Here is a 26,550-nt window from a genome sequence, read left to right as displayed (position 1 = left end):
ATTTCCCCTTTATGGGAATAAAGCAATAAAAAATAGTTTCCTCATCTTACGATAGCGGAATGACAAACAACTCTAAATAAAATAAAAAATAGATTCTTCGTTTCACTCTGAATCCCTCTCAGGAATATCCAATTCTGAACGGTGAGTGAAGAATCAGTCCGTAAATGTCCCACAACGTGCTTATCATCATCCATCGAAGAGGGATGACCTGTTCGCCAACACCATAATGATTCTAATGTTCCGAGATGTTTCGTGCCTGCCAATGACAAATTTGATAGAACTGTGTTTCTAGGTATTTAGACCTATAATTATTATCCAGAAGATTTTTTTTATCCGCCATACCTCCCTAGAGGGGATGAATTATTTTAGCATGGATGGTAAACAATATAGGGCTAATGCAAAAACGATGTTCGATTAATCGAACATCGTTTTTGCGCAACTTCCAGGCTAATGTGCCATGCCAGCTAAAATAATGGAAACCCGAAAGGGGTTCTATATTTAAAAAATAAAAGAGCTAATTAATTTTCATTGACAACTTGCTGTCATTACCTTCCAATAAATTTAGCTCAAATTTTTACTTCTCAACATGACAGCAACACTTAACTGTCAATTGTATGGATAGCTAAACTACGCCAAGGAATTCTTTAAATTTTCTTTGTACATGTCGTAGGTGTATACATTGTATGGTAGGAGTTTGTAAGCCAAATATTTTGATACCAAGCAACAAACGATCAATGGAATGATTAAGCTGTATCCATTAGGCACAATATTGCAAATCAAGAAGATGGATGTAAAGGGCGCATAAATAGCTGCTGAAAGAGCTGATCCGGCACCTATAAGTGCGAAATTGATTGGACTTACCTCCATGTGAAGGAAAGTTTGGCAGAAAATTGCTACTAGCAGGCCTAAGAAAGCTCCAACAATAATGCTTGGTGCGAATACCCCTCCGTCGCCTCCAGCACCTAAGGTAAGGGAGGATGCCAATGGTTTCAATAATACAAGCAGGAACAAATAACCCATGGAATTTGTTTCTGCATGAAGGACTTCATTTAAACCCTGGTAGCTATCTCCGAATAGAACTGGAAAGAAGAAAATTAGAATTCCGACCGTAATAGCGCCTAAGTTGACCCGTATAAAGTTGTTATTGATATTTCCGAAGAAAGTCTTGATCCTGATCATCAATAAGGTGAATCCTACAGCGAACAAGGCTCCTAAAAGGCTTAAGAGTAAAAAGAATGGCGTAGCCTGCCATTTCCATTCCACGATCTGCGTAGGGATGATCCGTTCATTTCCTAAACCATATATAAATAATGCTGCAACTAAGGTGGAGGCCAGGCAGCTGATCAAAATGGTCGGTTTGAATTTTCTGCTGATGGCTTCAATACCGAAGAGCAATCCAGCTAAAGGGCTGGAGAACAATATGGCAACCCCTGCTGCCGAAGCTGCACAGATAAGTTCCCTTTTATAGAGTTTGGCCGAAAAGTTTTTCTTGTACACTTCATTTCCAATGGTTGCCGTAGAAACTACTGTAGAAACTTCAATTCCCGTAGAGCCTCCAAAGATTACGGTCAAGAATCCATTGATGAAGTGGGATGGAATCTTAAATAGGGGTAAGTGGTCTTTCCTAAGGTCCAAAGTTTTATAGATTTCAGTCATTCCCTTGTTTTTCCTTCCCTGAAAGGCATATTTTCTGAGGAAGTAGATGATGGTGATACCAATTGAAGGAAGGATGATGAATAGGTAAGGATTGGTTTCAGAGACAAAATTGAACATATGATGTTCGGTCTTTTCTGTAATATAGCGCAGGGAAACAGCAAGAATAGAACTCAGTAAACCCACTATTAAAGAAATGGCAAAGAGCTTGAAATAATTTTGATGAATGACTTTTTTTCTATTCATTTTAGAAAGTGAATTTAAACTTGACGCCGGGAATATGCGTAATTGAACCTAAATCGAGAGTCAAGTGGGAGAATGCGACAAATTTAAGTTATTTGTAGAAAAAATGAGTTTATGTAACATGTATTGTTACATTAATTAAATTATTTTTCGAGCGTTAATGCTTTTCCTTTATGGGCAGCGATATGGTCGGTCTTACTGCTCTTGATTTCATATTGCGGGTCTTGCGGGCTGGCTCGATGGGTGTAGCCTTTATAATCGAAATCGCTAGTATGGATTTTGATGATGGTTCCAGAAACCCGACCTGCTTCAGAATTCCAGCTGACCAGGTCACCAATTTTGAATTTTGTGTCCATGATAATAGGTTCTTGTTTATGATGAATAATTTAATTTACCGTCTACAATGCGTGCAGCTGAGGTATATGGATGTTCCTGAGCTTTGCCAATAGCCATAATATGATAGACTTGCCATCCTCGTATCTTCAGATAATCGGAAACTAAAGATCGATGGCATCTCCACCAAACAGCCTCTGAGCACATATAGACCGTTTTTTGTTCAGTTGCCATAGCTTCTAATTCAATGATTCCCTGTTTAAATTCATCTGTTTCCATATAATCGGCATAGCCCCGAAAGGAAGGGTTTCTCCAAGCGTTATTATGACTGTCCTTGTGAGCAGGTCTACGACCGGTCAAGGAGCTCAGATGGATGTATTTTATTCCATGTTTTTCTAAGGAGATCTTGAGTGCATCCTGATTGAATTGCGGGAATTTACGAGAGCCAGGCAACTTTCTTATATCGACCAGGAGTTCAATGTCAAAGGAGTCCAGCATATCCAAAAACTCTTGGATGGGATGGGTCGAATGCCCAATGCTGTATATGATCTTAGACCGTTCCATGATTTTGATTGAATGCGACTAAGTATTTATCTATATAGAGTGGTTTTTCTTTTGATTTATATTGCTGAATAAAGCGAGGGTGTTCAAGGACTGTCAGTTTATCAAATAGATTGGCTTTCTGATTGAGTTTATGGATGAATTGGGCATTCTTTTTTCCTAAAATAAAGACCTCATCTTGGTAAAGACCTAATTCGATATGGCTTTTTAGGGATTCGATCATGAAATCTTTAACCGCAAGGAAGAGTTTGGGGTCATCGTAGTAATTGGCATTGAGGAATTGGCCGGGTTTAACTTCACGGATTATGGCCAATGGGAAAGGGGAGTTAATATAGAATTCTCTGTAAAACTCGGCTGCTCCGCCAAATTCTTCAATCATATCATACATAAAGACGGAAGATATTTCATGCGTACGTGCAGAAGTCATTTTTATACCGCATGCCGATTCCAGTCTTTTTGTGTCCGTGAAGGGGACACCTGTAACGCCGGCACCATGTCTACTGGGATTGATTCCGATCAGGAATTTTCGGGGATTGTTGTCGGCATAATATTGATTGTAGAATTTCCGCATGACTTCCAGGGTCTCAGGATTATCCATAAAAGGGTTCATCACAAAAAATCCCTCGGGTAATTTGCCTGTATATTGAAGCCTTTGGTTGAAGTCAATTACTTTATCTGCAAAATTCATTTGACAAATGGATTTGGTTTCCTATTGCTTCATTAAAGGTACGAAAAAGCTAGGTTTAATTTCCTTTATCTCTATTGAAAGTGTAACCGACAGTCCATTCGATGAAATCGGCCTTACCCATATGAGCTTTAATGGAAACCCCTGCATTGATGTTCTTATAGACGTAATAGCGGGCACCTGCTCTTAAGAACACACGCCTGATTTCGCCGTTGAAGCGTTGGTTGTGCAAGTAATAGCCCACATTACCGTTCAGGACCAGTTTTTCATTGAGGATATGGGCCACATAGAAGGAAGGGCCTCCTGATAATTTAGAACTTAACTTTCCAGATTTGTCCCCCGCTATTTCGGCGTCATTTCCTGATGAGGAATAGAAGAGGTCAAATCCTCCACCCAGCCTCCATTTATAAGAAACATGTCTACTGGCATAAAGGCTCAAAGTAGATTTAAAGAACCGTTCATCAGATTCATTCTTTAATTGTTTAAATCCTACACCGTAATTAACATGGTAAAGGATCTTTTTGGAATAGGGCTTAAGTACAGAATCTCGATTGATCTTGATGTCAGGATTAAATTGATAGTTTACCGAAACAGTCAAAGGCACCAAGTTCACACCTTTGTTAGGCAATCGGAGTGCTCCATTAGAGAAATGATGGAATGCCAATCCTACTCCAGCTTTCCAATGAGGATTGATTTTATATTGGGTTCTGATCCCTAGGTCAATAAACACGTTGTTTTTTGATCCTATGACTAGATTCAATGGGTTTTCATTTTCGTTGTAAGGCTTGAAGTTTCCGGATAGACCAAGGCCAATGCGGTAATCATAGCTCCAGCGGCTGTCCTCTTTTGGAGCGATTGGAGTTTGGACAAAGCCATAAATTGCGAAAGGGCTACCTAAGATATCGGTATTGAAGGTGCTAGAATATAGTCCGATACCATAAATAGGGTAGTTGTATATTTGATAATACTGATCTTTTTTAGCACGCTGTTTCCAACCGATCTTAAAGTTTAATCCATTATAATAAGCACCTTCATAGGTTGAAGATTTAAGACCTTTTTGAGCGAGAATGCCGCCGTTTTCGGTTTCTAGTTCCAGAATCAATGGACTCTTTTTGATTTCCTCTTTGATTTGCGTTATTTGGCTATTGGCCAAAAAGGGTAGAAGCGTAAATAAGATAAGTATAGTGTGCTTAATCACAGAATAATAATTATGGATTATACATAAGTCGACAAAAATAGTAATAACTTTGTGCCTTAAAACGAGTTCAGTGTCATTTTTGTTTCAAATGATCGTGCTGAAAAAAAATTAGCTAACGTGTCAAACTTTATCCTCATTATTTTTTGCCTAGCCGCTGGGATAATAAGTAGAAGATTTAATTGGGTTGCCAAAGATGGATATAAAGCCTTGAATGCATGGGTTTTGTATTTCGGATTGCCTGCCATTTCCTTTAATTATCTACCAAAGTTGAGCTGGGACAATAATTTATTGTTCACGATGTTGGGACCAGTTTTGGTGTTGACAGGGTCCTTGATTTTCTTTTATATCCTGGAAAAAGTGACCCGTATATCCAAAAGAACTTCCCATACCTTGATGTTGATCGCTGGATTGAGCAACACTTCTTTCGTTGGCTTTCCTCTGATTACAGCTTATTTCGGCACGGATGCCCTGCCAATAGGAATCGTTAGTGATCAGATGACCTTTTTCTTGCTGTCTACCGTAGGGGTGGTAGTCGCTATGAAAGGGAGTTTAAAGAAGAAGAATAATGTTGATTTCAGGTATATTTTGAAAAGGGTATTTACATTCCCTCCATTGATAGGATGTTTATTGGCTTTAACCTTGGGAAGGTTAATAGACCTAAGCAGTTTAGATGATTTCTTTAGGATTTTAGGATCTACGGTTTCTCCCATCGCCTTGTTTTCAATAGGCCTTCAACTGAACTTTGGGATTGTAAAGAGTGAAATTCCCAATATTACCTATGCTTTGGTTTATAAACTGATTTTTGCACCTGCAATCGTAATCCTTGTAGCCTTCATGATGGGGCTAAAAGGGGAGATTGTTCAGGTTTCTATATTTGAGATGGCGATGCCTAGTTTGGTGGCTACCAGTATTATATTAAGTCAGTTTAAGTTGAATTCGAAGGTGGGAAACAGTGTCATTGGGATGAGTATTCCCTTGGGTCTTTTGAGCACTTACTTCTGGTATCAAGTCCTTATTACATTCCTAATGTAACCTAAATGTTATTGAAATATTTCTAGAATTGCTTATCTTTATTGAAATAATTTCATTGAAAATCGAATTGATTTTAAGTTTTTACATACTATAACTATTTATGAGGAGAGTTTTATTCTTTGCCTTGTTGGCAGGGATACAAATGTCTAATGCGCAAGAAAAACACGAGCGTTACACACAAAAGATAGAAGGGACAAGTTTAGAATTCACGATGGAAGCCATTCCTGGAGGAGAATTTAACATGGGAAGTGCGAAGTCGTCTAATGCGGATGAGAAACCCGTTCATAAAGTGAAGTTAGATCCATTTTGGATGGGTACCTATGAAGTTACTTGGAATATTTTCGAGCCATTTTTATACAAGGATTACGAGATCACCAAGTCTACGGATGGAAAAGTGCCAACAGCAGTTGATGCGGTGACTAGGCCTACAAAGCCATATCTGGATATGACCTTTGGTTTTGGCAAGGATGGTCAACCGGCCTTGGCAATGACCCATTACAATGCTATACAGTTCTGTAAATGGTTATATGTAAGAACGGGTGTTTTTTATAGGTTACCAACTGAAGCGGAATGGGAATATGCTGCAAGAGCAGGTTCTGAAACCGAATACTTCTTTGCAGATGATGCAGCGCAGCTAGCTGACTATGCAGTTTTCAAGGATAATTCATCTGGTAAAACAGCGAAGGTTGGAACAAAAAAAGCGAACCCTTGGGGTTTATATGATATTTTAGGAAACGTTTCGGAGTGGACCTATGATCAGTATGATGCTGATTTTTATAAAACTTTGGAAGGTAAGGTGTCAGATAACCCGGTGAATGTTCCGACCAAATTATATCCTCATGCGGTACGTGGCGGTTCATTTGAAAGTGGAGCTGCCGATATGCGTTCAGCTGCAAGAGGGGCGTCAGACCCGATTTGGAAACAATTGGACCCACAGATTCCAAAATCAAACTGGTGGTTTCCGGAAGCTCCTTTCGTAGGGATGCGTTTAGTACGCCCGGTTAAACAACCTAGTCATGAGGAGATTATGGCGTATTATGATAAAGCGCCTTTGAAGGATTTTTAATTAACTTAAACCGTATAATACTCAATTTAAATCTAATTTCATGGAAAGTTTAAAACGTAGGGATTTCATAAAATCTTCTTCTGCCCTAGTGGGTGCTGCTGCCTTAACGGGTAGTTCAGTGAGCAGTGTATTCGCTGCAGGTTCTGACGTTATAAAAATTGCTTTAATTGGATGTGGTGGTCGTGGAACTGGAGCAACATTTGATGCTTTTGCTTCAGGTCAAAATATCAAATTAGTGGCAATGGCCGACGCATTTAAAGATAACCTGGATTCTACTTATGATACACTTAAGGAGAAGTTTGGGGATAAGATAGATGTGCCAGATAGCCGTAAATATGTGGGTTTTGATGGCTATAAAGCTGCAATCAAAGATGCTGATGTCGTTTTATTAACGACTCCTCCAGGATTCAGACCTATTCATTTTGAAGAGGCTGTTAAACAAGGCAAACACGTTTTCATGGAAAAAGCAGTGGCTGCTGATATTCCAGGAGTTCGCAAGGTCTTGGAAGTAGCAAAAATTGCGAAACAAAAGAAATTAAACGTTGTGGTAGGTTTGCAAAGACGCTACCAAACAAACTATAGAGAAGCAATTAAGCGTATTCACGATGGTGCTATCGGAGATGTGGTTTCCGGACAGGTATATTGGAACAGCGGTGGTGTTTGGGTAAGACCTCGTAAACCAAATCAAACTGAGATGGAGTACCAAATGCGTAACTGGTATTATTTTAACTGGTTATGTGGTGACCATATTGTTGAGCAACACGTGCATAATATCGATATTGCTAACTGGGTAAAACAAAAATATCCTGTTTCTATCCAAGGAACCGGAAGTAGAGCCCATAGAACTGGAAAGGAGTATGGGGAGATCTATGACAACTTCGCTATTGAATTAACTTATGATGATGGTTCAGTGGTTTATAGCCAATGTCGTCACTTTGAAGGAATCTCGAATAGGGTAGATGAGACCTTTCAGGCTACTAAAGGTAGAGTGTATTTATCTGCTGGAAACCAGGCTGTTTTATATGGTCCAGACGGTAAAGAAATCTATCGTCACGATCCAAAAGGTAATCCTAATCCTTACCAGCAAGAGCACAAAGAATTGTTTGAAGCTATTGCTAAAGGTGAATATAAATTTGAAGATGCCGAATACGGAGCGTATAGCTCGTTGACCGGTATTATCGGAAGGATCGCTTGTTATACTGGAAAAGTGATCAAGTGGGATGAGGCTATTCAATCCAATATCAGCTTGATGCCTGATCAGTTCACTTGGGATGCAAAACCAAAGGTATTGCCGAATGCAGATGGATTCTATCCGGTTGCAGTTCCAGGTCATGATGTAGAGAAATACATTTAATAGTGATAAAACTCTGTAATTTTATCATTATGATATTAATTGGTTGCTGTGCCTATGGGCAGCAACCAATTTCTGCTTTACAGAAACACGAACTTTACGGACGGGCTCAAGGTACAACCTATACCATTAGCTATTACGCTCCAACAGCTTCAATTACCCAATCTTCTATCGACAGTATATTTGCGGTCATAGATCAATCCATGTCCCTTTATAAGAAGGATTCCCAAATTTCAAGGTTTAATGATCCCAATACGGATAAAATGAAATTGGATCCTCATATGTTAAAAGTGATGAAGGAATCTTTCCGAGTATATAAAGACTCGAAAGGTTTATTTGATGTTACGGTGATGCCATTGGTTTCCTTATGGGGATTTGGTCCAAAGGAAGTCGTTGATATTCCAGATACAGCGACTATCAGGGAAACGATGGAGCATGTCGGGATGGATAAACTTCGCTTATCGGGAAAAACCTTGAAAAAGAAGGCCCCAAAGGTGGAGGTTGATCTGAATGGAATTGCCCAAGGCTACACTGTTGATGTTTTACATGACTTTCTCCTAAAAAAGAAAATAGCAAGTTTTATTGTAGAGGTGGGGGGAGAGATTAGGGCTTATGGTACAAAACCCGATCAAAGCACTTTTAAGGTGTTGGTGCAAAGGCCGGAGCAGGCTATCGGAGGTTCAGACCATATTCTGGAATTAAGAAACAAAGCGGTCACGACCTCAGGGAGTTACGAGAAGTTTCGTAAAGTAAAAGATTACAGGTTTTCACATCATATGGATCCCAAAACAGGGTTTCCGATTAAATCACAGATTATATCAGTAACAGTGGTTGCCAATACAGCAATGGAGGCGGATGCCTATGATAATGTGTTCATTGCGATGAAACCAGAGGACGCGATTTCATTTGCGAATTCCAAAAATATAATTGATATTTATTTAATGTATTTGGAGGAAGGGACAGTGAAAGAAGCCCAATCTGCTGGATTCAAGAAGTATTTGCTAACCGATTAAATACTTAAAATTTAAACTTATACCTAAATGAAACGTTCGGATTTTTTAAAAAACAGTTCCCTTTTGGTTGGAGCTTCATTATTCTCTAATGGGCTTTCTGCCAATGATCAATCTCAAAAACCTATGGAATCGAAATCAGCCAATCAACCATTCAAATTAAACTATGCGCCGCACCAAGGGATGTTCAGTGCAACGGCAGGAAAGAATTTCCTTGATGAAATTCAATATATGTATGACTTAGGCTTCAGAGGAATTGAAGACAATGGCATGCCAGGTCGTTCGGTGGATGAACAAAAGAAAATCGGTGATTTGCTAGCGAAGTTAGGGATGACCATGGGTGTATTTGTGGTGCCCAAAGGTGGTAATGGTGCGAATTCATTAGCTGCTGGAAAACAGGAGTTTGTAGATGTGTTTCTAAAGGGATGCAGGGAGTCTGTCGAGATCGCGAAACGTTGTCATGCAAAGCATGTAACTGTGGTACCGGGAGATTATGTCAGAAACCTTCCAATTGGTGTGCAGACTGCGAATGTTGTAGAAGGGTTGAGAAAAGGAGCGGAAATATTCGAACCGCACGGTATTACCATGGTATTGGAACCATTGAGTGATACGCCAGACCTGTTCTTAAGATTTACCGATCAAACCTATGAAATCTGTAAGGCTGTAAATAGCCCATCATGTAAGATTCTATATGATGTATACCATCAACAAAAAAATGAAGGGAATTTAATTCCGATGATGGATTTATGCTGGAGTGAAATCGGTTATATCCAAGTTGGTGACAACCCGGGAAGAAGGGAGCCGACAACTGGAGAAATCAATTATAAGAACCTATTTAAATGGTTGTACGAGAAGGGGTATAAAGGTGTGGTTGGAATGGAGCACGGTATGTCCAAGTCGGGCAAAGAAGGTGAAGAAACCTTGGTTAAAGCCTATAGGGAGGTTGATTCCTTCTAATGCTAAAGGGATTTAGTATTGAAACAAATTCGTGATTATATTTTGTTATTAGCATATTATCTCTATCTTTAAATTCAAGATTTTAGTAAACCTTTTAGAATGTCTTCATCAATTAAATTTAAACTCTCTTTCATGATGTTCCTCGAATTTTTTATTTGGGGAGCTTGGTTCGTTACGCTCGGAACATTTTTAGGAAACAATTTAAAAGCGTCAGGCTTGGAGATCGCAAATGTGTTCTCTACACAGTCATGGGGTGCTATTATAGCTCCATTTATCATCGGAATGATTGCAGACCGATATTTCAATGCAGAAAGAATCCTTGGTATTCTGCACTTAGTTGGGGCATTCCTAATGTACCAACTTTATCAGAGTGATTCCATCGGATCTTTCTTCCCTTATGTTCTAGGCTATATGATCCTCTATATGCCAACACTTTCATTAGTGAATTCCGTATCATTTAGACAGATGAAGAATCCTGAAAAGGAATTCTCATTTATTCGTATTTGGGGTACTATCGGATGGATTATCGCTGGATTGTCTATCAGTTACCTATTTAAATGGGATAGCCCAGAAGGCTTACAAGAAGGCCTGTTGAAAAACACCTTTATGATGTCAGCAATTGCTTCTTTGGTTTTGGGTATCTTCTCATTTACTCTACCGAAAACTCCACCTGTGAAAGCTGGAAACAGTGGTGAGAAAGAAAGCATTTCTAAGATCTTAGGATTGGATGCCATCAAGTTATTGAAAGATCGTAACTTCTTGGTGTTCTTTATCTGTTCTATCCTGATCTGTATTCCATTGGCGTTTTATTACCAATATGCGAATCCATTCTTAACCGAGATCGGTTTAGCGAATGCAACAGGTAAAATGACGATCGGTCAGATTTCAGAAGCACTTTGTTTATTGTTATTACCTGTATTCTTTACAAGATTTGGTTTTAAGAACACCATTTTGTTGGGAATGTTGGCTTGGGTAATTCGTTATGTATTATTCGCATATGGCAATGCAGGCGAGATGACCTTTATGCTATTGATCGGTATTGCACTGCACGGGATCTGTTATGACTTTTTCTTTGTATCAGGTCAGATCTACACAGATTCTAAAGCTGGAAAAGATAATAAGAGTGCGGCTCAGGGATTGATTACGTTGGCAACATATGGAGTAGGCCAATTGATCGGATTCTGGGTGGCAGGTTATGTGAGTGACATGTATGTGAACATCAAAGCATCGGATTTGGCTTTGTTCTGGAATAAATTATGGATAGTTCCTGCGGGGATTGCATTTGTGGTGATGATCATCTTCATGCTTTTCTTCAAAAAGGAAACTATTCAGACACAAGTAGAAAACTAATTAAAATTTAAAAGATAATGGTGGAAAATAATGTATATGATGCTATTGTTATCGGATCTGGAATCAGTGGTGGCTGGGCAGCCAAGGAACTTACTGAGAAAGGTCTGAAAACAATTATGCTAGAGCGTGGCCGCAATGTGGAGCACGTGAAAGATTATCATGCCAACAAAGACGCATGGGAATATCCACACCGTGGTGGTAGGACAGTGCAGATGGAGAAGGATTACCCTGTTTTAAAACGTGATTACCCATTGAACGAGAAAAACTTAGATTTCTGGGTTAATGAAAAAGAAAGTCCATACACGGAAGTGAAACGCTTTGACTGGTTTAGGGGATATCATGTTGGAGGTCGTTCGTTGATGTGGGGTCGTCAGAGTTACCGTTTAGGTGATCTGGACTTTGAAGCAAACTTGAAAGATGGCCATGGAGTAGATTGGCCTATCCGTTATAAAGATATCGCACCTTGGTATAGCTATGCTGAGAAATGGGCGGGTATTTCCGGTAACCGTGATGGTCTGGATGTACTTCCGGATGGCGATTTCTTGCCTGCGATGGATTTTAACATCGTTGAGAAAGATCTAGCTGAGCGTTTGAAGAAAGAATATGGTGGAAATCGTCACTTCATTATGGGACGTACCGCCAATATTACCCAACCGCATACTGGCCGTATCAACTGTCAATACCAAAATCAATGTTGGTTGGGATGTAACTTTGGAGGTTATTTCAGTACACAGTCTTCTACATTACCTCCAGCAATGAAGACCGGTAATCTGACGTTGAGACCATTCTCTATCGTAACGAAGATCATCTATGATAAAGACACCAAAAAAGCAAAAGGTGTTGAGATCATTGATGCTGAAACAAATAAAACTTATGAGTTCTTTGCAAAAGTAATCTTTGTATGTGCTTCTGCATTTAACTCAACATGGGTGTTGATGAACTCGGCTACTGATGTTTGGGAAGGTGGATTGGGAAGTAGCAGTGGTGAATTGGGACACAATGCAATGGATCACCACTTCCGATTGGGAGCTGGTGGTAGGGTTGAAGGTTATGATGACAAGTATTTCTTCGGAAGACGTCCTACTGGCCTTTATGTACCTCGATTTGTAAATATCCCTAGTGATACCAAGAAACGTGACTATGTACGTGGATTTGGTTATCAGGGTTCAGGAAGCCGTGGCCGTTGGTCTGGAGAGATTGCAGAAATGCAGGTGGGTGGTGCATGGAAAGATGCATTATGCGAACCTGGAAACTGGAGCGTTGGATTTACAGCATTCGGTGAAATCCTTCCTTACCATGAAAATAAAATCTCATTGGATAAGACTGTCAAAGATAAATGGGGCTTACCTGTATTGTCGATGGATATGGAAATCAAGGACAATGAGCAAAAAATGCGTAAGGACATGACCGAAGAGATGAAGGAAATGTTGGAGAAAATCGGCGTTAAGGATGTAAATACTTATGATGGCGGTTATAATTTCGGTATGGGTATCCACGAAATGGGAACTGCAAGAATGGGTAGAGATCCTAAGTCTTCAGTGTTGAATGGCAACAACCAAGTATGGGATGCATTGAACGTATTTGTTACTGACGGAGCTGCCATGACTTCTGCAGGATGTGTGAATCCTTCATTGACTTATATGGCCTTGACTGCAAGAGCTGTAGATTTTGCTGTAAGTGAGCTGAAAAAAGGTAATTTATAACAAACTAAACCCAATAATATGAGTAAGAATAATTCAAGAAGAGATTTTATTAAGAATTCTGCGATAGCAGCGGCTGGAATCAGCATCGTGCCTAGACACGTATTAGGTGGTACTGGATTTACTGCTCCTAGTGATAAATTAGTTGTTGCGGGTATCGGTGTAGGTGGTAAAGGTGAGAGTGATATCAAATCATTCCATGATTCAGGAAAAGCAGATATTGCTTTCCTTTGTGATGTGGATGACCGTAGAGCTGCCACTTCAAGAAAGCGTTTTCCAAAAGCTAAATATTATAAAGATTACCGCGAGATGTTGGACAAAGAGCACAAGAACATTGATGCTGTTTCTGTTTCAACTCCCGATCATAACCACGCTATCCAAGCTTTAGCTGCGATGCAGTTAGGTAAGCACGTATATGTTCAGAAGCCATTGGCACACGATGTATGGGAAGCAAGGGTTCTAACGGATGCTGCCAAAAAATACAAGGTCGTTACTCAAATGGGTAACCAAGGAGCATCGAATGATGGTCCTAGACAGGCGCGTGAGTGGTATGAAGCTGGTCTGATCGGTAATGTTCATACGGTTTACTGTTGGACTGACCGTCCGGTATGGCCTCAAGGTATTTCTTGGCCTACGCAAAAGGCTAATGTACCTTCTGAACTGAACTGGGATCTTTGGTTAGGAACTGCTCCTCAAAAGGATTTTGTAGATAAATTGGTTCCATTCAACTGGAGAGGTTGGTGGGATTACGGTACAGGTGCACTAGGAGATATGGGATGTCACCTATTAGAGGTTCCATTTAGCGTCCTAGGGCTTACTTATGTACAAGATGTTCAAGCATCTGTAGGTTCAGTTTATGTGGATGAGTTCAAACGTGGATACTTCCCAGAAAGCTGTCCTCCATCTTCTCACGCGACAATGACTTTCCCGAAAGCTGCTAGAACTACAGGACCTGTGACCTTGCACTGGATGGACGGTGGTATTCAACCAGCTCGTCCTGAAGAATTAGGACCTAACGAAATTTTCGGTGATGGTGGTAATGGTATCTTATTGATCGGTGATAAAGGAAAAATCTTAGCTGATACTTACGGTGAGAACGCAAGGTTACTTCCTACCTCTAGAAAAGAAAACGTAGCGTTGAAATATGAGCGTGTACCAGGAGCTGCAGGTGGTCACTATGCACAATGGGTGGAAGCTTGTATCGCAGGATATGGCAAGAAAGAAGTAAGTGCTCCTTTCGAAATCTCAGGTCCATTGACTGAGGCGCTATTAATGGCTAACTTAGCTATCCGTGGTGCTGATTTACGTGTAGATGGAAGATATCCTGGACGTAGCTTGAAGCTATTATGGGATAACGAAAATATGAAAGTTACTAACTTTGACGTGGTTAATCAGTTTGTAAAACGTAACTATCGCCAAGGTTGGGATGTTAAATACACAATTTAATTAAAGAACAATGAATAGAAGAGAGGCATTAAAAAACGTTGCATTCATCGTTGGGGGTTCTGTAATTGGTGCGAACTTGTTCTTACAAGGTTGTACTAGACCTGCTTCGAAAGAAGTTGCATCCTTATTCGAAGGTGATACACCTGATTTTTTGGGTGAATTAGCCGAAGCTATTCTTCCTAAAACCTCCACTCCAGGCGCAAAAGAGGCTGGTGTTGGTCAGTTTATCCCAGTGATGATCCGCGATTGCTACGAAGAGAAAGATCAGAAAGCCTTTATGGATGGTCTGAACGGTGTAGATGATCGTGCTCAAAAAGAATTCAAAAAAGGATTCGCAGAGCTTTCAGCTGAAGAGAAACTACAATTTGTAAATAATTACGATAAAGAAGCCAATGAATATCAAAGCAACAAAAAAGAAGGCGATGCAAATCACTTCTTCACCATGTTGAAACAATTGACATTGACCGGTTACTTTACTTCAGAAGTAGGAATGAAACAAGCATTACGCTTTGTAAAGATTCCTGGAAAATTTGATGGTAATTATCCATACAAAAAAGGAGATAAAGCTTGGGCTTTATAGTCACAGCTAATGCATAAAAAAATCCCTCGATTTGGTTCGGGGGATTTTTTTTGATATTTATTTGGTCAATCGCATCAGGAAATGTATCCTGCCATCTTTCTGGATGCTGAATATTTTGTCCTCAAATTCCTTGATTTCTATACCGTCTCCATAATTCAATTCTTTCAGGAAATTCATTTCTAAGCGAGTAAAGGAGCCTTTTAAGATACTTTTGGGGTCCATTGCATCAAAGCACCACTCCATGTATTTGACGTTATTGGCATGGTTTACAATGTCTAGGTCGGACAATTTTACCCTATAGTCGCTCAAAAGTTGAAAATCCACGTTGCCATCAATTTTCTCAACAGCATTTTTGGTAGGGATTTTATCTCTAAAAAACTCCATGTGGTCTGTGCTCAGGGCAAAGGTATCTGCTCTTCGGGTTCTGATGTTAAATACCATCCATAGACTGCTGGCACTAATCAATACTTGATCACCAAGCCATAATTCAAAATTACGGATGGAACGGCTTCCCGTAAAATCCTGGATCCAGGTTCGGATCTTCACGGTCTGGGTATATTTTGGCAAACTGTCTATTTCAATCAGCATCCTGCTCAGCACCCAAGACTGTCTTACATCAAACATAGCCTTATAGCCAAACCCTAAGTTCTCAGCATGCTCACTCGCCGTAATCTGTAAAATGTTGTTTAATTCACTATATTTCAACTGCCCGTTAGGATAACATTGGGTGAAGTTCAATGTCCATTCCTTTTCAAATATGCCCATTTATATGTGTTCTGAAATCTAATGCAAATGTAACTAATTTAATATTCTGCCCTAAAATCTTGCTGAAATATATATTAATTTATAAATTAACGTTAACCTTTTAAACCTCTTAATTAGATTGACGAATGACTGGAACATTAATTGAAAAAGAAGACGTAGATAAATTTAGAATTATCCCCGCCGAGACTGATAAAACAACCCAATTTTCAAACAAACTACAAGGTGCTGTGCGCTTGGGCAATGAATTCAAATCGAAGACTACTATCGTTTTCAATACTGAAGACGGTCCAAAACGTATAGAAACAACTGTGTGGTCCTTAACCGATAGGTATATCCAGATTAAACATGGAATTCTTATTCCATTGAAAGCATTGATTGAAATAGAATATTAGCAAATAACCAGGTTTAGAATCGAGGTTATTTAATTATTTAGAGTTGAAACAACAAAAAGAGCTGTCCTTGGACAGCTCTTTTTGCATGTAGATTGAAAGAGATGCGTTGCTAGGAAAAAACAACGCTCTCCGTTCAATTCTTGATGTTACTTAATAATTATCTTTAATATCCTCTTTAAGGATTGAAAATTAATATCACAAAGACCGCAAACAGAACTAAATGCATAATCCCTACAATAGGAGCGGTCCTTCTACCAGAAAAGGAAAGCATGCTCAAGATCAAGGTAATAACAAAGAGTATGGTTTCTGTTGTGGTCATACCAAATAAGACTGTTTTGCTAGCTATAAGACCAATAATCAATACTGCAGGTACCGTAAGACCTACCGTAGATACAAAAGCACCATGACATAGGTTGATAGCACGTTGGAACTCATTATTCATTGCTGCTTTAACCGCTGTCATCGATTCTGGTGTAAACACAATGATGGCAATCAATACTCCACCTAACAATGGAGGAAGATTCATTTCCTTGATTCCATAATCAACCAAAGTAGCAAGGTTATGGGATAAGAGAACAATGGGCAATATCATTCCTAATAACACCAAAGTCCGCAATAACACCTCTTTTTTACTTACTTTTTCATTTTCATGTCCGTCAGTTTGTTGGCTTTCATTCCGTTGGCTGAAAAGGATTTCCATCTGTCCGGGTTTGGGTTGAATATAGAGATGCCTATATCCCTTCATTTGATAGGCCAAAAAGAACCCATAAAGTAAAATGACCAATCCTGAAATACTGGCGGCCTGTACAGTGGTAAATTCCCCATTCCCTTTTCCTTCGATGAAATTGGGAATCATCATCGAGATCCCGCCAAGCATAATGATCATGGATAAATAGGTAATTGTTCCTTGTGCGTTATACTCCTGCTCTCCATGTCTTAGACCACCAAGAAGAATACATAGACCTAAAACCAAGTTCATAATGATCATCATCACAGAAAAAATGGAATCTTTTCCAATGGTCGGGTTGTCCTCAGGGCCGAACATCATGGCAACAATCAAGATGACCTCGATGGAGACAATGGAAAGGGTTAGGATCAGCGTTCCATACGGTTCACCGAGTTTATGGGCCAATTCATCAGCTTCTTTAACAACTCCAAAGGCAGCACCGATGATAGTTGCCAATACAAGTACGAAAATACCTATAGCCAATGTGTTGTTTCCGTAAAGGCCTTCAATACTTTTTCCAAAAAACATAAATATAAAAACCATCAACCAGATTAGTATTAGTCTGATAATTGTGTTTTTTGTTAAAATATTGTTCATTTTTTCATCTCCTTTTTAATTCTGTAAGAATTGATTTTTTTTGTCCATGCAAATCTCCACAATATTAATCCTATTATTTTTTACAAAAGTTAAAAAAGTATTAAGTTTCTGTTGACAAACTACTGTCATTGAATGTTATACTTTTGAGAAAATCAATGTTTATATCATGGAATATTCAAGTGTTATTAAAATTTTATTATCCCAGTACCGAGCTGCCCTAGGCATGTTACGTGATGTGACCGAAAAAGTATCTGATACTGAATGGAACAGTCATGAGTATAACAATCCAAATTGGCAATTGATTTATCATACGATATGGAGCGCCAAACTGTACCTATCTGCAAGTTATGAAACCTTTGTGCCTTTTGCTGGAGCAATTGAAGGCGCAGAAAGTTTAGGTGGAGATAAAGACTGGGAAAACTCAGAAGTTGAAGTGGTAGGACTTCATTCTAAGCAAGAGATATTGGAATTTATCCACGAGGTTGAACAAAATTTGGAAAGCTCCTTAACGCTATTGCCCTTGGAAGCAGATTCCGGTTTTGAGTGGTATCCTTATAGCAGATTGGAATTGCATTTAAATACCATCAGGCATATTCAGCATCATACAGCCCAGCTTATTGAGCGCTTGAAGTCGAAGGGAATTACTGGATTTCCATGGTGGATAGATCAGAACAAACCTGGTGAATGGATATAAACTGAACAATTTAATTTAAAAATTATGTTTGCCGTAAAAGTAGAATATGAAGTTTTTCCCGAATATGAAGGAGAGAATAAAGATAGGATCCAGGATTTCTTAAAGGCGTTTGAGGGATTAGATAATTCGAGGTTCAGGTATTCCGTATTCCAGGACCGAGAAAGCAAGCGATTCATCCATCTTTCCGAATATAAGGATGAAGTGATCCAAACAGAGTTGCTATCCAATCCGATTTTCTTAAAATTCCAGGAAGGAAGGGACAAAAACTTGAAAAAAGGACCTTCAATTACTTGGCTTTACTGTGTACTTTAGCTCAATAACTATTTTATCGAATCCTCATGCATTCGATGACAATAAACTGATTGTTACTGTCCGTAGTAAAGAATAGGTAGGTTTTTCCGCCATCTTTGATCTTATGTTTCTTACGAATCACCTCGACTTTCTCCGGAAAATTTCGAGTGGCAATATTGGCCTGGACAAACGGATTGTTCTTTTTTAGACTTGAATAGGGAAGAACCTGTTTTATTTCGAACACCCTGCCTGGAAACTCAGGTTGAAAAACCTCAGAAGTATATAGATGCGAGTGTTGATGGAGCTTTCCTAATCCAAAATACTTCCCAACGCTCTTAAAGGCACCAGCTTTGCTAAGCGCGACATCCGAATCATAGAGATAATGCTGTGGTTCAGCATAGCGGTTCATCGTTGCCCTTTCTGCGTCATAAGTAAACTCAAATGTTTGCAGTTGATCGGCAAATAATCGTATAGCCTTAATCTTGGTCTCTCCTTCAAATCCGCGCTCCTGAATGAACAACAACTCCTTACAATCATTATCCAGACTGATGACATAAACAAATTTGACATGTTTAAGGCTTGTCAACGCAGTACTGATATCCAGAAGGGGAGAAACTTTGCTGATGATGTATTTGCTCTTGCTAAAGAAAAGGTCCTGGTTGGCAACAATATTCGGTTCACAATCCTCCAAAAGAAATACCTTTCCTTGGTTCACCCTTCTTGAGGGGTCTACATAGATATAATCAAAGGCATGGTCTTCACTCTGTCTGAGTAATTCGATGCCATCAGTAGCTTTGCAAACCAAATTATTGACCCGGAGTATGCTGGCATTATAGGCCACAATTTCAGAAAGCCTTTCATTGAGTTCACAATGGATGACCTCTTCAGCCTCTTGCGCTAAATAACAGCTGTCCACAGAAAAGCCCCCTGTCAGATCAATAACACGGCTTCCTTTCGCAATCAAAGTTTGCTTGATGAGTGCAGTATGTTCAGAGGAACACTGCTCGAGATTGATCTTATCAGGATAATAAATGCCTTCGCTGAAAGCCCAGGTAGGTAATTTCTTAACGCTACGTTGCCATCCATCAATCTGGGAGGCCAATTCTGCTGAGCTCACATTCGGAAAAGGACTTTTCTTCAAGGCTACCTCTGCGGGAGATTTCTCCCGGTTAGCCTTAATGAATTGTTGAACATCCTTCTCTAAAATGTGTTTATTCATCTTTGTTTTTCACCAGCATTTGGCAAGTGTAACTATCCTTAAGTTCGCGAAAAATTTCCTTATTTACCAAAACGCGATCTATAGTTTGTTGATTGTAGTATCGAATGGTAATTAATTCTAATCCAGTGGCCACTGATACCTTATATCTCTTTTTCAACTGTTCCAATAGGTTTAGGACATTCTCTCCGGTATCATCCACGCTTACCGAGAAACTGATAGCAGAGTTGTGCATCATATTGATCTTGATTCGATTCTGGTGGAAGGCATCAAAGATATGGCTCAAGTTATCCTCTACGATAAAGGAGAAATCGCGCGGTTGAATATTGATAAAGACCTGATTGACCTTAAAGATAAAAGAAGGCACAGGAAGGGTTTGGTTCGTTGTTTTTATCTGTGTACCAGGCTCTTCTGGGTTAATAAATGAACGGACATTCAGTGTGATTTTCTTATTTTGAAGCGGTTTGATGGTTTTAGGATGAATCACCGTTGCTCCATAATATGTTAATTCAATTGCATCGGTATAGGATAGTTCAGGAATAAGTTCTGTTTGGTCAAACCACTTAGGATCCGCATTCAGGACTCCCGGTACATCCTTCCATATCGTGATGTTTTCTGCATTTAGGCTTGCAGCAAAGATGGCCGCAGAATAATCTGAACCTTCTCGGCCAAGGGTAGTCGTAAAGTTTTCAGAAGTTGAACCGATAAATCCTTGTGTAACGACGATATATTCATCTAAAATGCTTGGCAGATCCTTTCGGATCTTTTCTTCTGTCTTTTCCCAATCCACTTTGCCCTCACGGTAAGTGTTATCGGTCATGATAAAATCCCTTGCATCCACCCATTGGGTTGCTAATCCTTGATAAGAAGAATATGCAGCAACAATTTTGGTAGAAAGCAATTCTCCTACAGAAACGATCTGGTCATAGAGATAGTCATAGTCATCTTGCGGTTCTTCTTCCAAGATCCACTCAATTTCTACAAAAGTATTGGCGATATCATCATAAACAGGATGGTTATGGTCAGGAAACAATTCATGCAGGATATCAAAATGTTCTTTCTTCAAACTTTCAAGGTGTTCAAAACATGCACCATCACGTTTGATGTAACTCTCTGTCACTTTTACCAACTTATCTGTCGTTTTACCGATTGCCGAAACCACGATCAAAAGGGAAGAATCCTTATATCGTTCAACAATGGAAACTACATTTTTTATATTTTCTGCACTTTTAACGGAGGCTCCGCCAAATTTAAATACCTGCATTTACGCTACTGAATTGAATTGTAATACTCTGTAATGTTTTTTATGTAATTCTTTCCGGTCTGGGTCATACAATCCTGAATTTCTTCATAAGGAATGGTGAGATAAGTGGTACCTCCCGAATAGGGTTTGATTTCGTAGGGATTATAAAAAAATATGATGCCCTCTTTGGAAACCCCATAATTAGCTGCCAAGGAAAATGTGTCATTTTCGAAGAAATAATCATCCTTATAGCTGCTGGTATCCGAGAGTCCTTCCTCTTTTCGAAAGAATCTTTCTGCAATTTTAGTAAATTCTTTCATCTTATTCTCAGAAATAAACGTATTCAGCTTTAATTTTTCTTTTGTTTGGACATCATAAACGTTCCATAGGGTATAACTATTGCCATGGGCACCTCCCGAAAACTCATAGGTGATATTGTCCATCATGATGAGATAGGGGTTATTCATCATCACACCGATAAAGGTTTCCTTTTGCCAAGCAAGAGGATGTTTTACCTCATTTTCTTCAACAAAATTGGCATATCCCTCCAAGAAATTATGGACATATTGTTCCAATGTCTGTTCCTTGTCCAAAAGAATGTTTTCTTTGACGTATCGGTTCATCGTACTGTCCTCAAAAATTGGATATGTCAATCCAACATAGGTCGTGTCAATCCGATCACCATCTGCAGCAAAATAAGGACTGATCTCTTTAATGCTGGTGTCGTTGTAAACAAGGGTGTCTTTAGATCCAGTAACGACCACTTTATGCGATTTAGATCCATCTGTTTTGTTGCTCTGACAAGAACTGGCTGAGGCCAAAAGGAATACAGACGCTAAGATAGGGTATAGGCTGGGTCTAAAAATTGATATTGACATTGATCCACTCTTCATCGAATTTGCTGTTATACTTTTTATAAAAATCTATTGCTGGGGTATTCCAATCTAGTACCTGCCACATCATCCCAGAATATCCCTGCTCTTTGGCATAAGCAATGGTATGATCCAGCAGATCTTTTCCGAAACCTTTGCCACGCATGCTTTCCGTGATGATAATGTCCTCTAAATACAATCTTCTCCCTTTCCAGGTCGAATACCTTATATAATATAAGGACATACCAATAATTTCACCTTCGTATTCACCAACAAATGCCCACCAAACCGGATTTTCCCCAAATCCAGAATCTTCAAATTCCTCCATGCTGACCGTCACTTCTTCAGGTGCTTTTTCAAACAGGGCCAATTCCTTGATCAATTCCAATAACCTTGGGCAGTCTGCCTTTACTGCATTGCGAATGGTTAAACTCATTATTGTGCTTTATAGTGTTTGATGACTCTCTTACCAAATATGGTACTTCCTAATCTTACCATATTGCTGCCTTGCTCGATAGCAATCTTATAATCAGAGCTCATACCCATGGACAAGATATCAAAACTTTCCTCTTTGCGGAAATAAGTGGTCTTTATTCCGTCAAAAAGCATTTTTAACTCATAGAACTCTTCTTTAATGATCTTTTCGTTTTCCGTATTGCTGGCAATCCCCATCAATCCTCGGATACGGATGTTTTTAAATCCTTCAAACTCCTCAGAACGTAATAGTTCAATCGCCTCAGCATGGTCCAAACCGAATTTTGTATCCTCATCAGCAATATACACCTGCAATAGGCAGTCGATGATGCGGTTGTTCTTTAGCGCATGTTTATTGATTTCAGCCAAAACCTTCAAGGAGTCAACAGAATGGATCAAACTTACAAAAGGAGCTATGTATTTAACCTTATTGGTCTGAAGGTGGCCAACCAAATGCCATTCAATGTCTTTGGGCAAGCTTTCATATTTGGCAACGAGGTCCTGAACTTGGTTTTCACCAAAAATCCGTTGACCTGCCTCATAGGCCTCCATAATATCTTCATTAGGCTTTGTTTTCGAAATCGCAACTAATGTAACACCGATAGGCGACAATTCTTTTTGTAATTCTGTAATATTCTTTGCTATACTCATGATGAAAAAGGGTTCGCATTGATGAAAATTGGAAAGCTTATTGCAAGCTTTTCCGTATTTTTGTACAAATTTACAAAATGCAACGCTTAATACTGGGTTTACTTCCTTTGTTTTTTATCGTTTTCTCCTGCAAAAAGCAGGTTCCTGAAGGTATTTTGCCCCAAGAAGACATGGTTGAGCTCATGACCGAGGTGCATATCCTTGACGGTTACATTTCTAATATACCCGTGGATAGTGCCAAAAAGGTCATTGACCCGCTGTATGAGCAGCTTTTTGCTAAATTCGGAATAGATTCTGCAAAATTTACCAAGAATGTAAATTATTATTTCGGAAATCCCACATTAACCGTAAAGACTTACGACCAGGTCGTCAAAACCCTGGAAAAAAGAGAACGCAGTTATTATAGTCAGGATTCCTTGAAGAATCTCATTTTGCAGGATAGCATGAGCAGAGTTACCAGAATGCAAGTTAAATTACAGACCTTGAACAATATGATCCTAAATGCCGAAGCTGATTCTGCGGAACTTAGCATTGCCGATAGGACCAGAAGATTTTATGAACCTGTAGGATTGATGCGCTTTTGGGAAAAAAATATTTTGGAAAAGAAAGCACCAATGGGTACTGAAACCCCCGATATATCTACTTTGCCAATCCCTGAAAATACAACTCCCGAAACTTCACCTGATGTACAAAAACCAACTGAGTTGAAGCCGCAGGATAATTTAGATACTATTCCTTTTAGACATCGAAACGAAAGACTGAAGCCGGTCACTAGGCCACGCGAAAGACCTATTGTACAATAGCAAATGATATATCCACAGAACGCAGTAGAAAAGTTAGGATTTACGGAAATTAAGGAGCTCATCAAGGCAAAATGCCTTAGTGAGGCGGGGAAAGAATTGGTAGATAAAATCCAACCTCAAGTGAAATTGGATTTAATCGATCGCTTCTTGCGTCAGGCAAATGAGTTCAAGGAACTCCTTGTCCATGATGCTCCTCTTCCTGTAGACCATTTTTACCCTATAAAAGCCATTATTGAAAAAGCAAAAGTTGAAGGCTCCTTCCTACTGGAAGAAGAATTTCACCGTGTTTTGCTATCCCTAAGGACGGTTTATGCCGTAATCCGTTATTTCAATGACCGTGCTCAGCAATACCCAAACCTGGAACTGCTTTTCGAGCACCTTCCTATAGAAAAGAATATCCTGCGTCAGATCGAACAGATCATCGACGATAGGGGAAAGATCAAGGACAATGCCTCTAAGCTCTTATTAGAAATAACCTCACAGATCAGCAAAGCAGAACAGGAAGCAAGGAAACGCCTTGATACTGTTTATAAGCAAGCGCAACAGAATGGTTGGACAGCTGATGGGAGTTTGACCATCCGCGACGGTAGGTTATGTATTCCCATTCTAGCCGAAAATAAGCGTAAGCTGAAAGGTCTGATCCATGATGAATCGGCTTCAGGCCAAACGGCTTATATTGAACCTGAAGAAGTGTTCCACCTTAATAATAAGGTTAGGGATCTGGAATTTGAAAGAAGGAGGGAGATCGTCAGGATCTTGACCACGCTGACTTCTGAACTAAGGCCTCATGTTCCCTTATTGTTTGCATACCATGGGCTGTTGACCAAATTGGATTTTGTGAGGGCCAAGGCATTGTTCGCATTGGATATAGATGCGCAAATGCCTGAACTTTCCAAAGAAGCTGAAGTGTTCCTGGTAAATGCCAAACATCCACTTCTTTATTTGGCATCGAAACAAGAAGGTCATCATTCGGTCGTTCCATTGAATCTCAGGATCGATGGAACGGATCGTGTTTTGTTGGTTTCAGGACCTAATGCAGGAGGTAAATCCGTATGTATGAAAACCGTTGGCCTCTTACAGTTGATGTTTCAATCGGGCCTGTTGATTCCTTGTGATACCAATTCTAAGCTTGGTGTTTTCAAGCAATTCTTTGCGGATATCGGGGATGATCAATCCATCGACAGCGATTTAAGTACTTACTCGGCACATCTTTCCAAGATGAAGCACTTTACCCAGTTTTCAAATGCCAGGACAATGGTCCTGATCGATGAATTCGGAACGGGTACAGATCCGCAGTTCGGTGGCCCTATTGCCGAAGCTGTCTTGGAAGTACTGAACAAAAAGCAAATTCGGGGAGTGATCACGACCCACTATTCAAACCTGAAAGTCTTTGCGAGCAATTCAGAAGGTATCGAAAATGCATCCATGCTATTCGATAATGAAGCGATGAAGCCTTTATATGTGCTTCAGACAGGGAAACCAGGTAGTTCCTATGCCTTTGAAATCGCACAGAATATTGGTTTGCCTAAAGAAGTCCTTCACCTAGCCAAACAGAAAATCGGTGTTCAGCAAAAGAAAGTAGATACCCTATTGGTCGACCTGGAACGCGAAAAGAAAGAGGTCTACGATACGAAGGTTGCCATCAATCTGCGTGAAAAAGAAATCGTAGGACAGCAAGCTGAATTGAATGAATTAAAGAGCTATTTGGAAGAGAATAAGCGACAATTGCTCAAAGATGCCAAGGAAGAAGCTAGGCAGATCATTAAGAGCGCCAATAAACTGGTTGAAAATACCATTGCTGAAATCAAGACCAAACAGGCCGATAAGGAAGAGACCAAAAAACTGAGAGCTGGATTGCAACATGCTTCCGATAACCTGAAGGAAAAATCAGTTAAGGAAATCAAAAAGCCTGAGGTTGTCAACGAAACTGCTGAAACGGTAGAGGTAGGGGACTGGGTGAAAATTATTGATACAGGTAATGAAGCCCAAGTGATTGAGATTGCGAAGAATAACCTGATCTTGGCCCTCGGTGATCTCCGGACGGTTGTCAAAAAAAATAAAGTAGAAAAACTGAGAGGAAAGGAGAAAGCTAAGGCCGCTAAGCGATTTAGATCCGTTGCTTCGGATAGTGTTGCTGACTTTAGTCCCGAGGTTGATGTACGTGGCATGCGAACTGAAGATGCTTTAGGTAAAATAGAGCAGGTTTTAGATCGCGCCGTTATGATTGGATATCCATCATTAAAGATAGTACACGGTAAAGGAGATGGGATTTTGCGCAAATTCATCCGCGATTATTTAAGGAAATATAACCAGGTTAGCCGTTTTGAAGATGAACATGCCGACAGGGGCGGAGATGGGATTACCTACGCTTACCTGGACTAAGAAAATTATAGCATTTGAAAGGGGACTAAGTTTTTAGTTCCCTTTTTTTTGTTCCAAAACATTAATTACTCCTTTTCAAAATTTGGGATTATCGAATTTCAAAAAAAACGTTGCTTTATTTTCCTTCTTATCGATCATGTTAATCGCCTGATTTTTGTCCGTTTATAAAAATAGTTGTTGCGATAACTGCTAAATCGTTAGAAATAGGAAAAAACTTTTCAACAATTTCAAGAATGTTAAAATTTGTTAAAATATCAATTTCCCATCGGTTTCATTGC

General features: G+C 39.6%; 26 protein-coding genes. 14 read left to right on the top strand and 12 right to left on the bottom strand.

Annotated elements, in window-relative coordinates:
* Nucleotides 1–627: 627 nt before the first annotated feature.
* The 5 genes from NMK93_RS13635 to NMK93_RS13615 form a co-directional block, all read right to left on the bottom strand.
* A complete protein-coding gene (locus NMK93_RS13635) occupies nt 628–1,899 on the bottom strand; it encodes a chloride channel protein (RefSeq protein WP_254527876.1) in 1,272 nt (423 codons plus the stop codon).
* A gap of 140 nt (nt 1,900–2,039) precedes the next feature.
* Nucleotides 2,040–2,252, bottom strand: a complete 213-nt coding sequence (locus NMK93_RS13630; protein ID WP_093097998.1) for a DUF2945 domain-containing protein — start codon at nt 2,250–2,252, stop codon at nt 2,040–2,042.
* Nucleotides 2,253–2,268: 16 nt separating this feature from the next.
* A complete protein-coding gene (locus NMK93_RS13625) occupies nt 2,269–2,793 on the bottom strand; it encodes a DUF488 family protein (RefSeq protein WP_254527874.1) in 525 nt (174 codons plus the stop codon).
* Nucleotides 2,780–3,478, bottom strand: a complete 699-nt coding sequence (locus tag NMK93_RS13620) for an SMUG2 DNA glycosylase family protein (RefSeq protein WP_254527872.1) — start codon at nt 3,476–3,478, stop codon at nt 2,780–2,782. Before NMK93_RS13620 ends, NMK93_RS13625 begins: the two co-directional genes overlap by 14 nt.
* Before the next feature lie 55 nt (nt 3,479–3,533).
* Entirely contained in the window at nt 3,534–4,673 is a 1,140-nt protein-coding gene (locus tag NMK93_RS13615; protein ID WP_254527870.1) for an acyloxyacyl hydrolase, read from the bottom strand.
* Between the two features lie 117 nt (nt 4,674–4,790).
* Here NMK93_RS13615 and NMK93_RS13610 point away from each other — a divergent pair, with 117 nt between their 5' ends.
* The 9 genes from NMK93_RS13610 to NMK93_RS13570 all read left to right on the top strand — a co-directional run bounded on the left by NMK93_RS13610 (nt 4,791) and on the right by NMK93_RS13570 (nt 15,165).
* A complete protein-coding gene (locus NMK93_RS13610) occupies nt 4,791–5,705 on the top strand; it encodes an AEC family transporter (RefSeq protein WP_254527868.1) in 915 nt (304 codons plus the stop codon).
* Nucleotides 5,706–5,805: 100 nt separating this feature from the next.
* The gene (locus NMK93_RS13605) at nt 5,806–6,771 is read left to right on the top strand and encodes an SUMF1/EgtB/PvdO family nonheme iron enzyme (protein WP_254527867.1); all 966 of its coding nucleotides are present in this window, start codon (nt 5,806–5,808) and stop codon (nt 6,769–6,771) included.
* 40 nt (nt 6,772–6,811) lie between these two features.
* On the top strand, nt 6,812–8,125 hold the full coding sequence (locus NMK93_RS13600) for a Gfo/Idh/MocA family protein (RefSeq protein ID WP_185213667.1): 1,314 nt from the start codon (nt 6,812–6,814) through the stop codon (nt 8,123–8,125).
* 29 nt (nt 8,126–8,154) lie between these two features.
* A complete protein-coding gene (locus NMK93_RS13595; RefSeq protein WP_254527866.1) occupies nt 8,155–9,135 on the top strand; it encodes an FAD:protein FMN transferase in 981 nt (326 codons plus the stop codon).
* A 27-nt stretch (nt 9,136–9,162) separates the two neighbouring features.
* Nucleotides 9,163–10,089, top strand: coding sequence for a hydroxypyruvate isomerase family protein (locus NMK93_RS13590; RefSeq protein WP_185213669.1), 927 nt, complete (start codon nt 9,163–9,165; stop codon nt 10,087–10,089).
* Nucleotides 10,090–10,188: 99 nt separating this feature from the next.
* Nucleotides 10,189–11,439 carry a nucleoside permease gene (locus NMK93_RS13585; protein ID WP_185213670.1) on the top strand — a complete coding sequence of 417 codons (1,251 nt, stop codon included), beginning with the start codon at nt 10,189–10,191 and terminating at the stop codon, nt 11,437–11,439.
* Between the two features lie 20 nt (nt 11,440–11,459).
* Nucleotides 11,460–13,142: a GMC oxidoreductase gene (locus NMK93_RS13580; RefSeq protein ID WP_185218430.1), complete on the top strand. Its 1,683-nt coding sequence runs from the start codon at nt 11,460–11,462 to the stop codon at nt 13,140–13,142.
* Between the two features lie 18 nt (nt 13,143–13,160).
* Nucleotides 13,161–14,585, top strand: coding sequence for a Gfo/Idh/MocA family protein (locus NMK93_RS13575; RefSeq protein ID WP_254527865.1), 1,425 nt, complete (start codon nt 13,161–13,163; stop codon nt 14,583–14,585).
* Nucleotides 14,586–14,595: 10 nt separating this feature from the next.
* The gene (locus NMK93_RS13570; protein ID WP_185213672.1) at nt 14,596–15,165 is read left to right on the top strand and encodes a gluconate 2-dehydrogenase subunit 3 family protein; all 570 of its coding nucleotides are present in this window, start codon (nt 14,596–14,598) and stop codon (nt 15,163–15,165) included.
* 57 nt (nt 15,166–15,222) lie between these two features.
* On the opposite strand, the gene NMK93_RS13565 is transcribed toward NMK93_RS13570, so the two are convergent.
* A complete protein-coding gene (locus tag NMK93_RS13565) occupies nt 15,223–15,930 on the bottom strand; it encodes an acyl-[acyl-carrier-protein] thioesterase (protein WP_254527864.1) in 708 nt (235 codons plus the stop codon).
* A gap of 125 nt (nt 15,931–16,055) precedes the next feature.
* On the opposite strand from NMK93_RS13565, the gene NMK93_RS13560 reads away from it, so the two are divergent.
* A complete protein-coding gene (locus NMK93_RS13560; protein ID WP_093097978.1) occupies nt 16,056–16,322 on the top strand; it encodes a hypothetical protein in 267 nt (88 codons plus the stop codon).
* Between the two features lie 175 nt (nt 16,323–16,497).
* Here NMK93_RS13560 and NMK93_RS13555 read toward each other — a convergent pair whose 3' ends face one another.
* Nucleotides 16,498–17,577: a calcium:proton antiporter gene (locus NMK93_RS13555; protein ID WP_214648507.1), complete on the bottom strand. Its 1,080-nt coding sequence runs from the start codon at nt 17,575–17,577 to the stop codon at nt 16,498–16,500.
* A gap of 235 nt (nt 17,578–17,812) precedes the next feature.
* Here NMK93_RS13555 and NMK93_RS13550 point away from each other — a divergent pair, with 235 nt between their 5' ends.
* Together NMK93_RS13550 and NMK93_RS13545 are read left to right on the top strand one after the other, a co-directional pair.
* Nucleotides 17,813–18,340: a DinB family protein gene (locus NMK93_RS13550; RefSeq protein WP_254527861.1), complete on the top strand. Its 528-nt coding sequence runs from the start codon at nt 17,813–17,815 to the stop codon at nt 18,338–18,340.
* Nucleotides 18,341–18,364: 24 nt separating this feature from the next.
* Entirely contained in the window at nt 18,365–18,652 is a 288-nt protein-coding gene (locus NMK93_RS13545) for a hypothetical protein (RefSeq protein ID WP_254527859.1), read from the top strand.
* Nucleotides 18,653–18,665: 13 nt separating this feature from the next.
* On the opposite strand, the gene NMK93_RS13540 is transcribed toward NMK93_RS13545, so the two are convergent.
* Genes NMK93_RS13540 through NMK93_RS13520 form a run of 5 tightly spaced genes read right to left on the bottom strand, consistent with a single transcriptional unit; the run spans nt 18,666 to nt 23,087 of the window.
* On the bottom strand, nt 18,666–19,850 hold the full coding sequence (locus NMK93_RS13540; protein ID WP_254527857.1) for a class I SAM-dependent methyltransferase: 1,185 nt from the start codon (nt 19,848–19,850) through the stop codon (nt 18,666–18,668).
* Complete coding sequence (locus NMK93_RS13535; RefSeq protein WP_185213677.1) at nt 19,843–21,111, bottom strand: aspartate kinase; 1,269 nt, start codon at nt 21,109–21,111, stop codon at nt 19,843–19,845. Before NMK93_RS13535 ends, NMK93_RS13540 begins: the two co-directional genes overlap by 8 nt.
* A 5-nt stretch (nt 21,112–21,116) precedes the next feature.
* A complete protein-coding gene (locus NMK93_RS13530) occupies nt 21,117–21,968 on the bottom strand; it encodes a DUF3298 and DUF4163 domain-containing protein (protein WP_185213678.1) in 852 nt (283 codons plus the stop codon).
* On the bottom strand, nt 21,949–22,398 hold the full coding sequence (locus tag NMK93_RS13525) for a GNAT family N-acetyltransferase (protein ID WP_185213679.1): 450 nt from the start codon (nt 22,396–22,398) through the stop codon (nt 21,949–21,951). The genes NMK93_RS13530 and NMK93_RS13525 overlap by 20 nt, the downstream gene beginning before the upstream one ends.
* The gene (locus NMK93_RS13520) at nt 22,398–23,087 is read right to left on the bottom strand and encodes a YggS family pyridoxal phosphate-dependent enzyme (protein WP_185218403.1); all 690 of its coding nucleotides are present in this window, start codon (nt 23,085–23,087) and stop codon (nt 22,398–22,400) included. The genes NMK93_RS13525 and NMK93_RS13520 overlap by 1 nt, the downstream gene beginning before the upstream one ends.
* 77 nt (nt 23,088–23,164) lie before the next feature.
* Here NMK93_RS13520 and NMK93_RS13515 point away from each other — a divergent pair, with 77 nt between their 5' ends.
* Both NMK93_RS13515 and NMK93_RS13510 read left to right on the top strand, forming a co-directional pair.
* Nucleotides 23,165–23,890, top strand: coding sequence for a DUF4296 domain-containing protein (locus tag NMK93_RS13515; RefSeq protein ID WP_185213681.1), 726 nt, complete (start codon nt 23,165–23,167; stop codon nt 23,888–23,890).
* A 3-nt stretch (nt 23,891–23,893) separates the two neighbouring features.
* Nucleotides 23,894–26,272 carry an endonuclease MutS2 gene (locus tag NMK93_RS13510; RefSeq protein WP_254527856.1) on the top strand — a complete coding sequence of 793 codons (2,379 nt, stop codon included), beginning with the start codon at nt 23,894–23,896 and terminating at the stop codon, nt 26,270–26,272.
* Nucleotides 26,273–26,550: the final 278 nt, after the last annotated feature.

The sequence above is a fragment of the Sphingobacterium sp. LZ7M1 genome (genome assembly GCF_024296865.1).
Taxonomy (GTDB): Bacteria; Bacteroidota; Bacteroidia; order Sphingobacteriales; family Sphingobacteriaceae; genus Sphingobacterium.
The sequence above is the reverse complement of the archived record's forward strand: the minus strand, read 5'-3'. Positions and strand labels throughout refer to the sequence as shown.

Excerpts from the sequence above, each read along its gene's own strand:
- NMK93_RS13635 (WP_254527876.1), bottom strand. The coding sequence starts at position 1,899 with ATGAATAGAAAAAAAGTCATTCATCAAAATTATTTCAAGCTCTTTGCC.
- NMK93_RS13630 (WP_093097998.1), bottom strand. The coding sequence starts at position 2,252 with ATGGACACAAAATTCAAAATTGGTGACCTGGTCAGCTGGAATTCTGAA.
- NMK93_RS13625 (WP_254527874.1), bottom strand. The coding sequence starts at position 2,793 with ATGGAACGGTCTAAGATCATATACAGCATTGGGCATTCGACCCATCCC.
- NMK93_RS13620 (WP_254527872.1), bottom strand. The coding sequence starts at position 3,478 with ATGAATTTTGCAGATAAAGTAATTGACTTCAACCAAAGGCTTCAATAT.
- NMK93_RS13605 (WP_254527867.1), top strand. The coding sequence starts at position 5,806 with ATGAGGAGAGTTTTATTCTTTGCCTTGTTGGCAGGGATACAAATGTCT.
- NMK93_RS13600 (WP_185213667.1), top strand. The coding sequence starts at position 6,812 with ATGGAAAGTTTAAAACGTAGGGATTTCATAAAATCTTCTTCTGCCCTA.
- NMK93_RS13595 (WP_254527866.1), top strand. The coding sequence starts at position 8,155 with ATGATATTAATTGGTTGCTGTGCCTATGGGCAGCAACCAATTTCTGCT.
- NMK93_RS13590 (WP_185213669.1), top strand. The coding sequence starts at position 9,163 with ATGAAACGTTCGGATTTTTTAAAAAACAGTTCCCTTTTGGTTGGAGCT.
- NMK93_RS13585 (WP_185213670.1), top strand. The coding sequence starts at position 10,189 with ATGTCTTCATCAATTAAATTTAAACTCTCTTTCATGATGTTCCTCGAA.
- NMK93_RS13575 (WP_254527865.1), top strand. The coding sequence starts at position 13,161 with ATGAGTAAGAATAATTCAAGAAGAGATTTTATTAAGAATTCTGCGATA.
- NMK93_RS13570 (WP_185213672.1), top strand. The coding sequence starts at position 14,596 with ATGAATAGAAGAGAGGCATTAAAAAACGTTGCATTCATCGTTGGGGGT.
- NMK93_RS13565 (WP_254527864.1), bottom strand. The coding sequence starts at position 15,930 with ATGGGCATATTTGAAAAGGAATGGACATTGAACTTCACCCAATGTTAT.
- NMK93_RS13560 (WP_093097978.1), top strand. The coding sequence starts at position 16,056 with ATGACTGGAACATTAATTGAAAAAGAAGACGTAGATAAATTTAGAATT.
- NMK93_RS13555 (WP_214648507.1), bottom strand. The coding sequence starts at position 17,577 with ATGTTTTTTGGAAAAAGTATTGAAGGCCTTTACGGAAACAACACATTG.
- NMK93_RS13550 (WP_254527861.1), top strand. The coding sequence starts at position 17,813 with ATGGAATATTCAAGTGTTATTAAAATTTTATTATCCCAGTACCGAGCT.
- NMK93_RS13545 (WP_254527859.1), top strand. The coding sequence starts at position 18,365 with ATGTTTGCCGTAAAAGTAGAATATGAAGTTTTTCCCGAATATGAAGGA.
- NMK93_RS13540 (WP_254527857.1), bottom strand. The coding sequence starts at position 19,850 with ATGAATAAACACATTTTAGAGAAGGATGTTCAACAATTCATTAAGGCT.
- NMK93_RS13535 (WP_185213677.1), bottom strand. The coding sequence starts at position 21,111 with ATGCAGGTATTTAAATTTGGCGGAGCCTCCGTTAAAAGTGCAGAAAAT.
- NMK93_RS13530 (WP_185213678.1), bottom strand. The coding sequence starts at position 21,968 with ATGTCAATATCAATTTTTAGACCCAGCCTATACCCTATCTTAGCGTCT.
- NMK93_RS13525 (WP_185213679.1), bottom strand. The coding sequence starts at position 22,398 with ATGAGTTTAACCATTCGCAATGCAGTAAAGGCAGACTGCCCAAGGTTA.
- NMK93_RS13520 (WP_185218403.1), bottom strand. The coding sequence starts at position 23,087 with ATGAGTATAGCAAAGAATATTACAGAATTACAAAAAGAATTGTCGCCT.
- NMK93_RS13515 (WP_185213681.1), top strand. The coding sequence starts at position 23,165 with ATGCAACGCTTAATACTGGGTTTACTTCCTTTGTTTTTTATCGTTTTC.
- NMK93_RS13510 (WP_254527856.1), top strand. The coding sequence starts at position 23,894 with ATGATATATCCACAGAACGCAGTAGAAAAGTTAGGATTTACGGAAATT.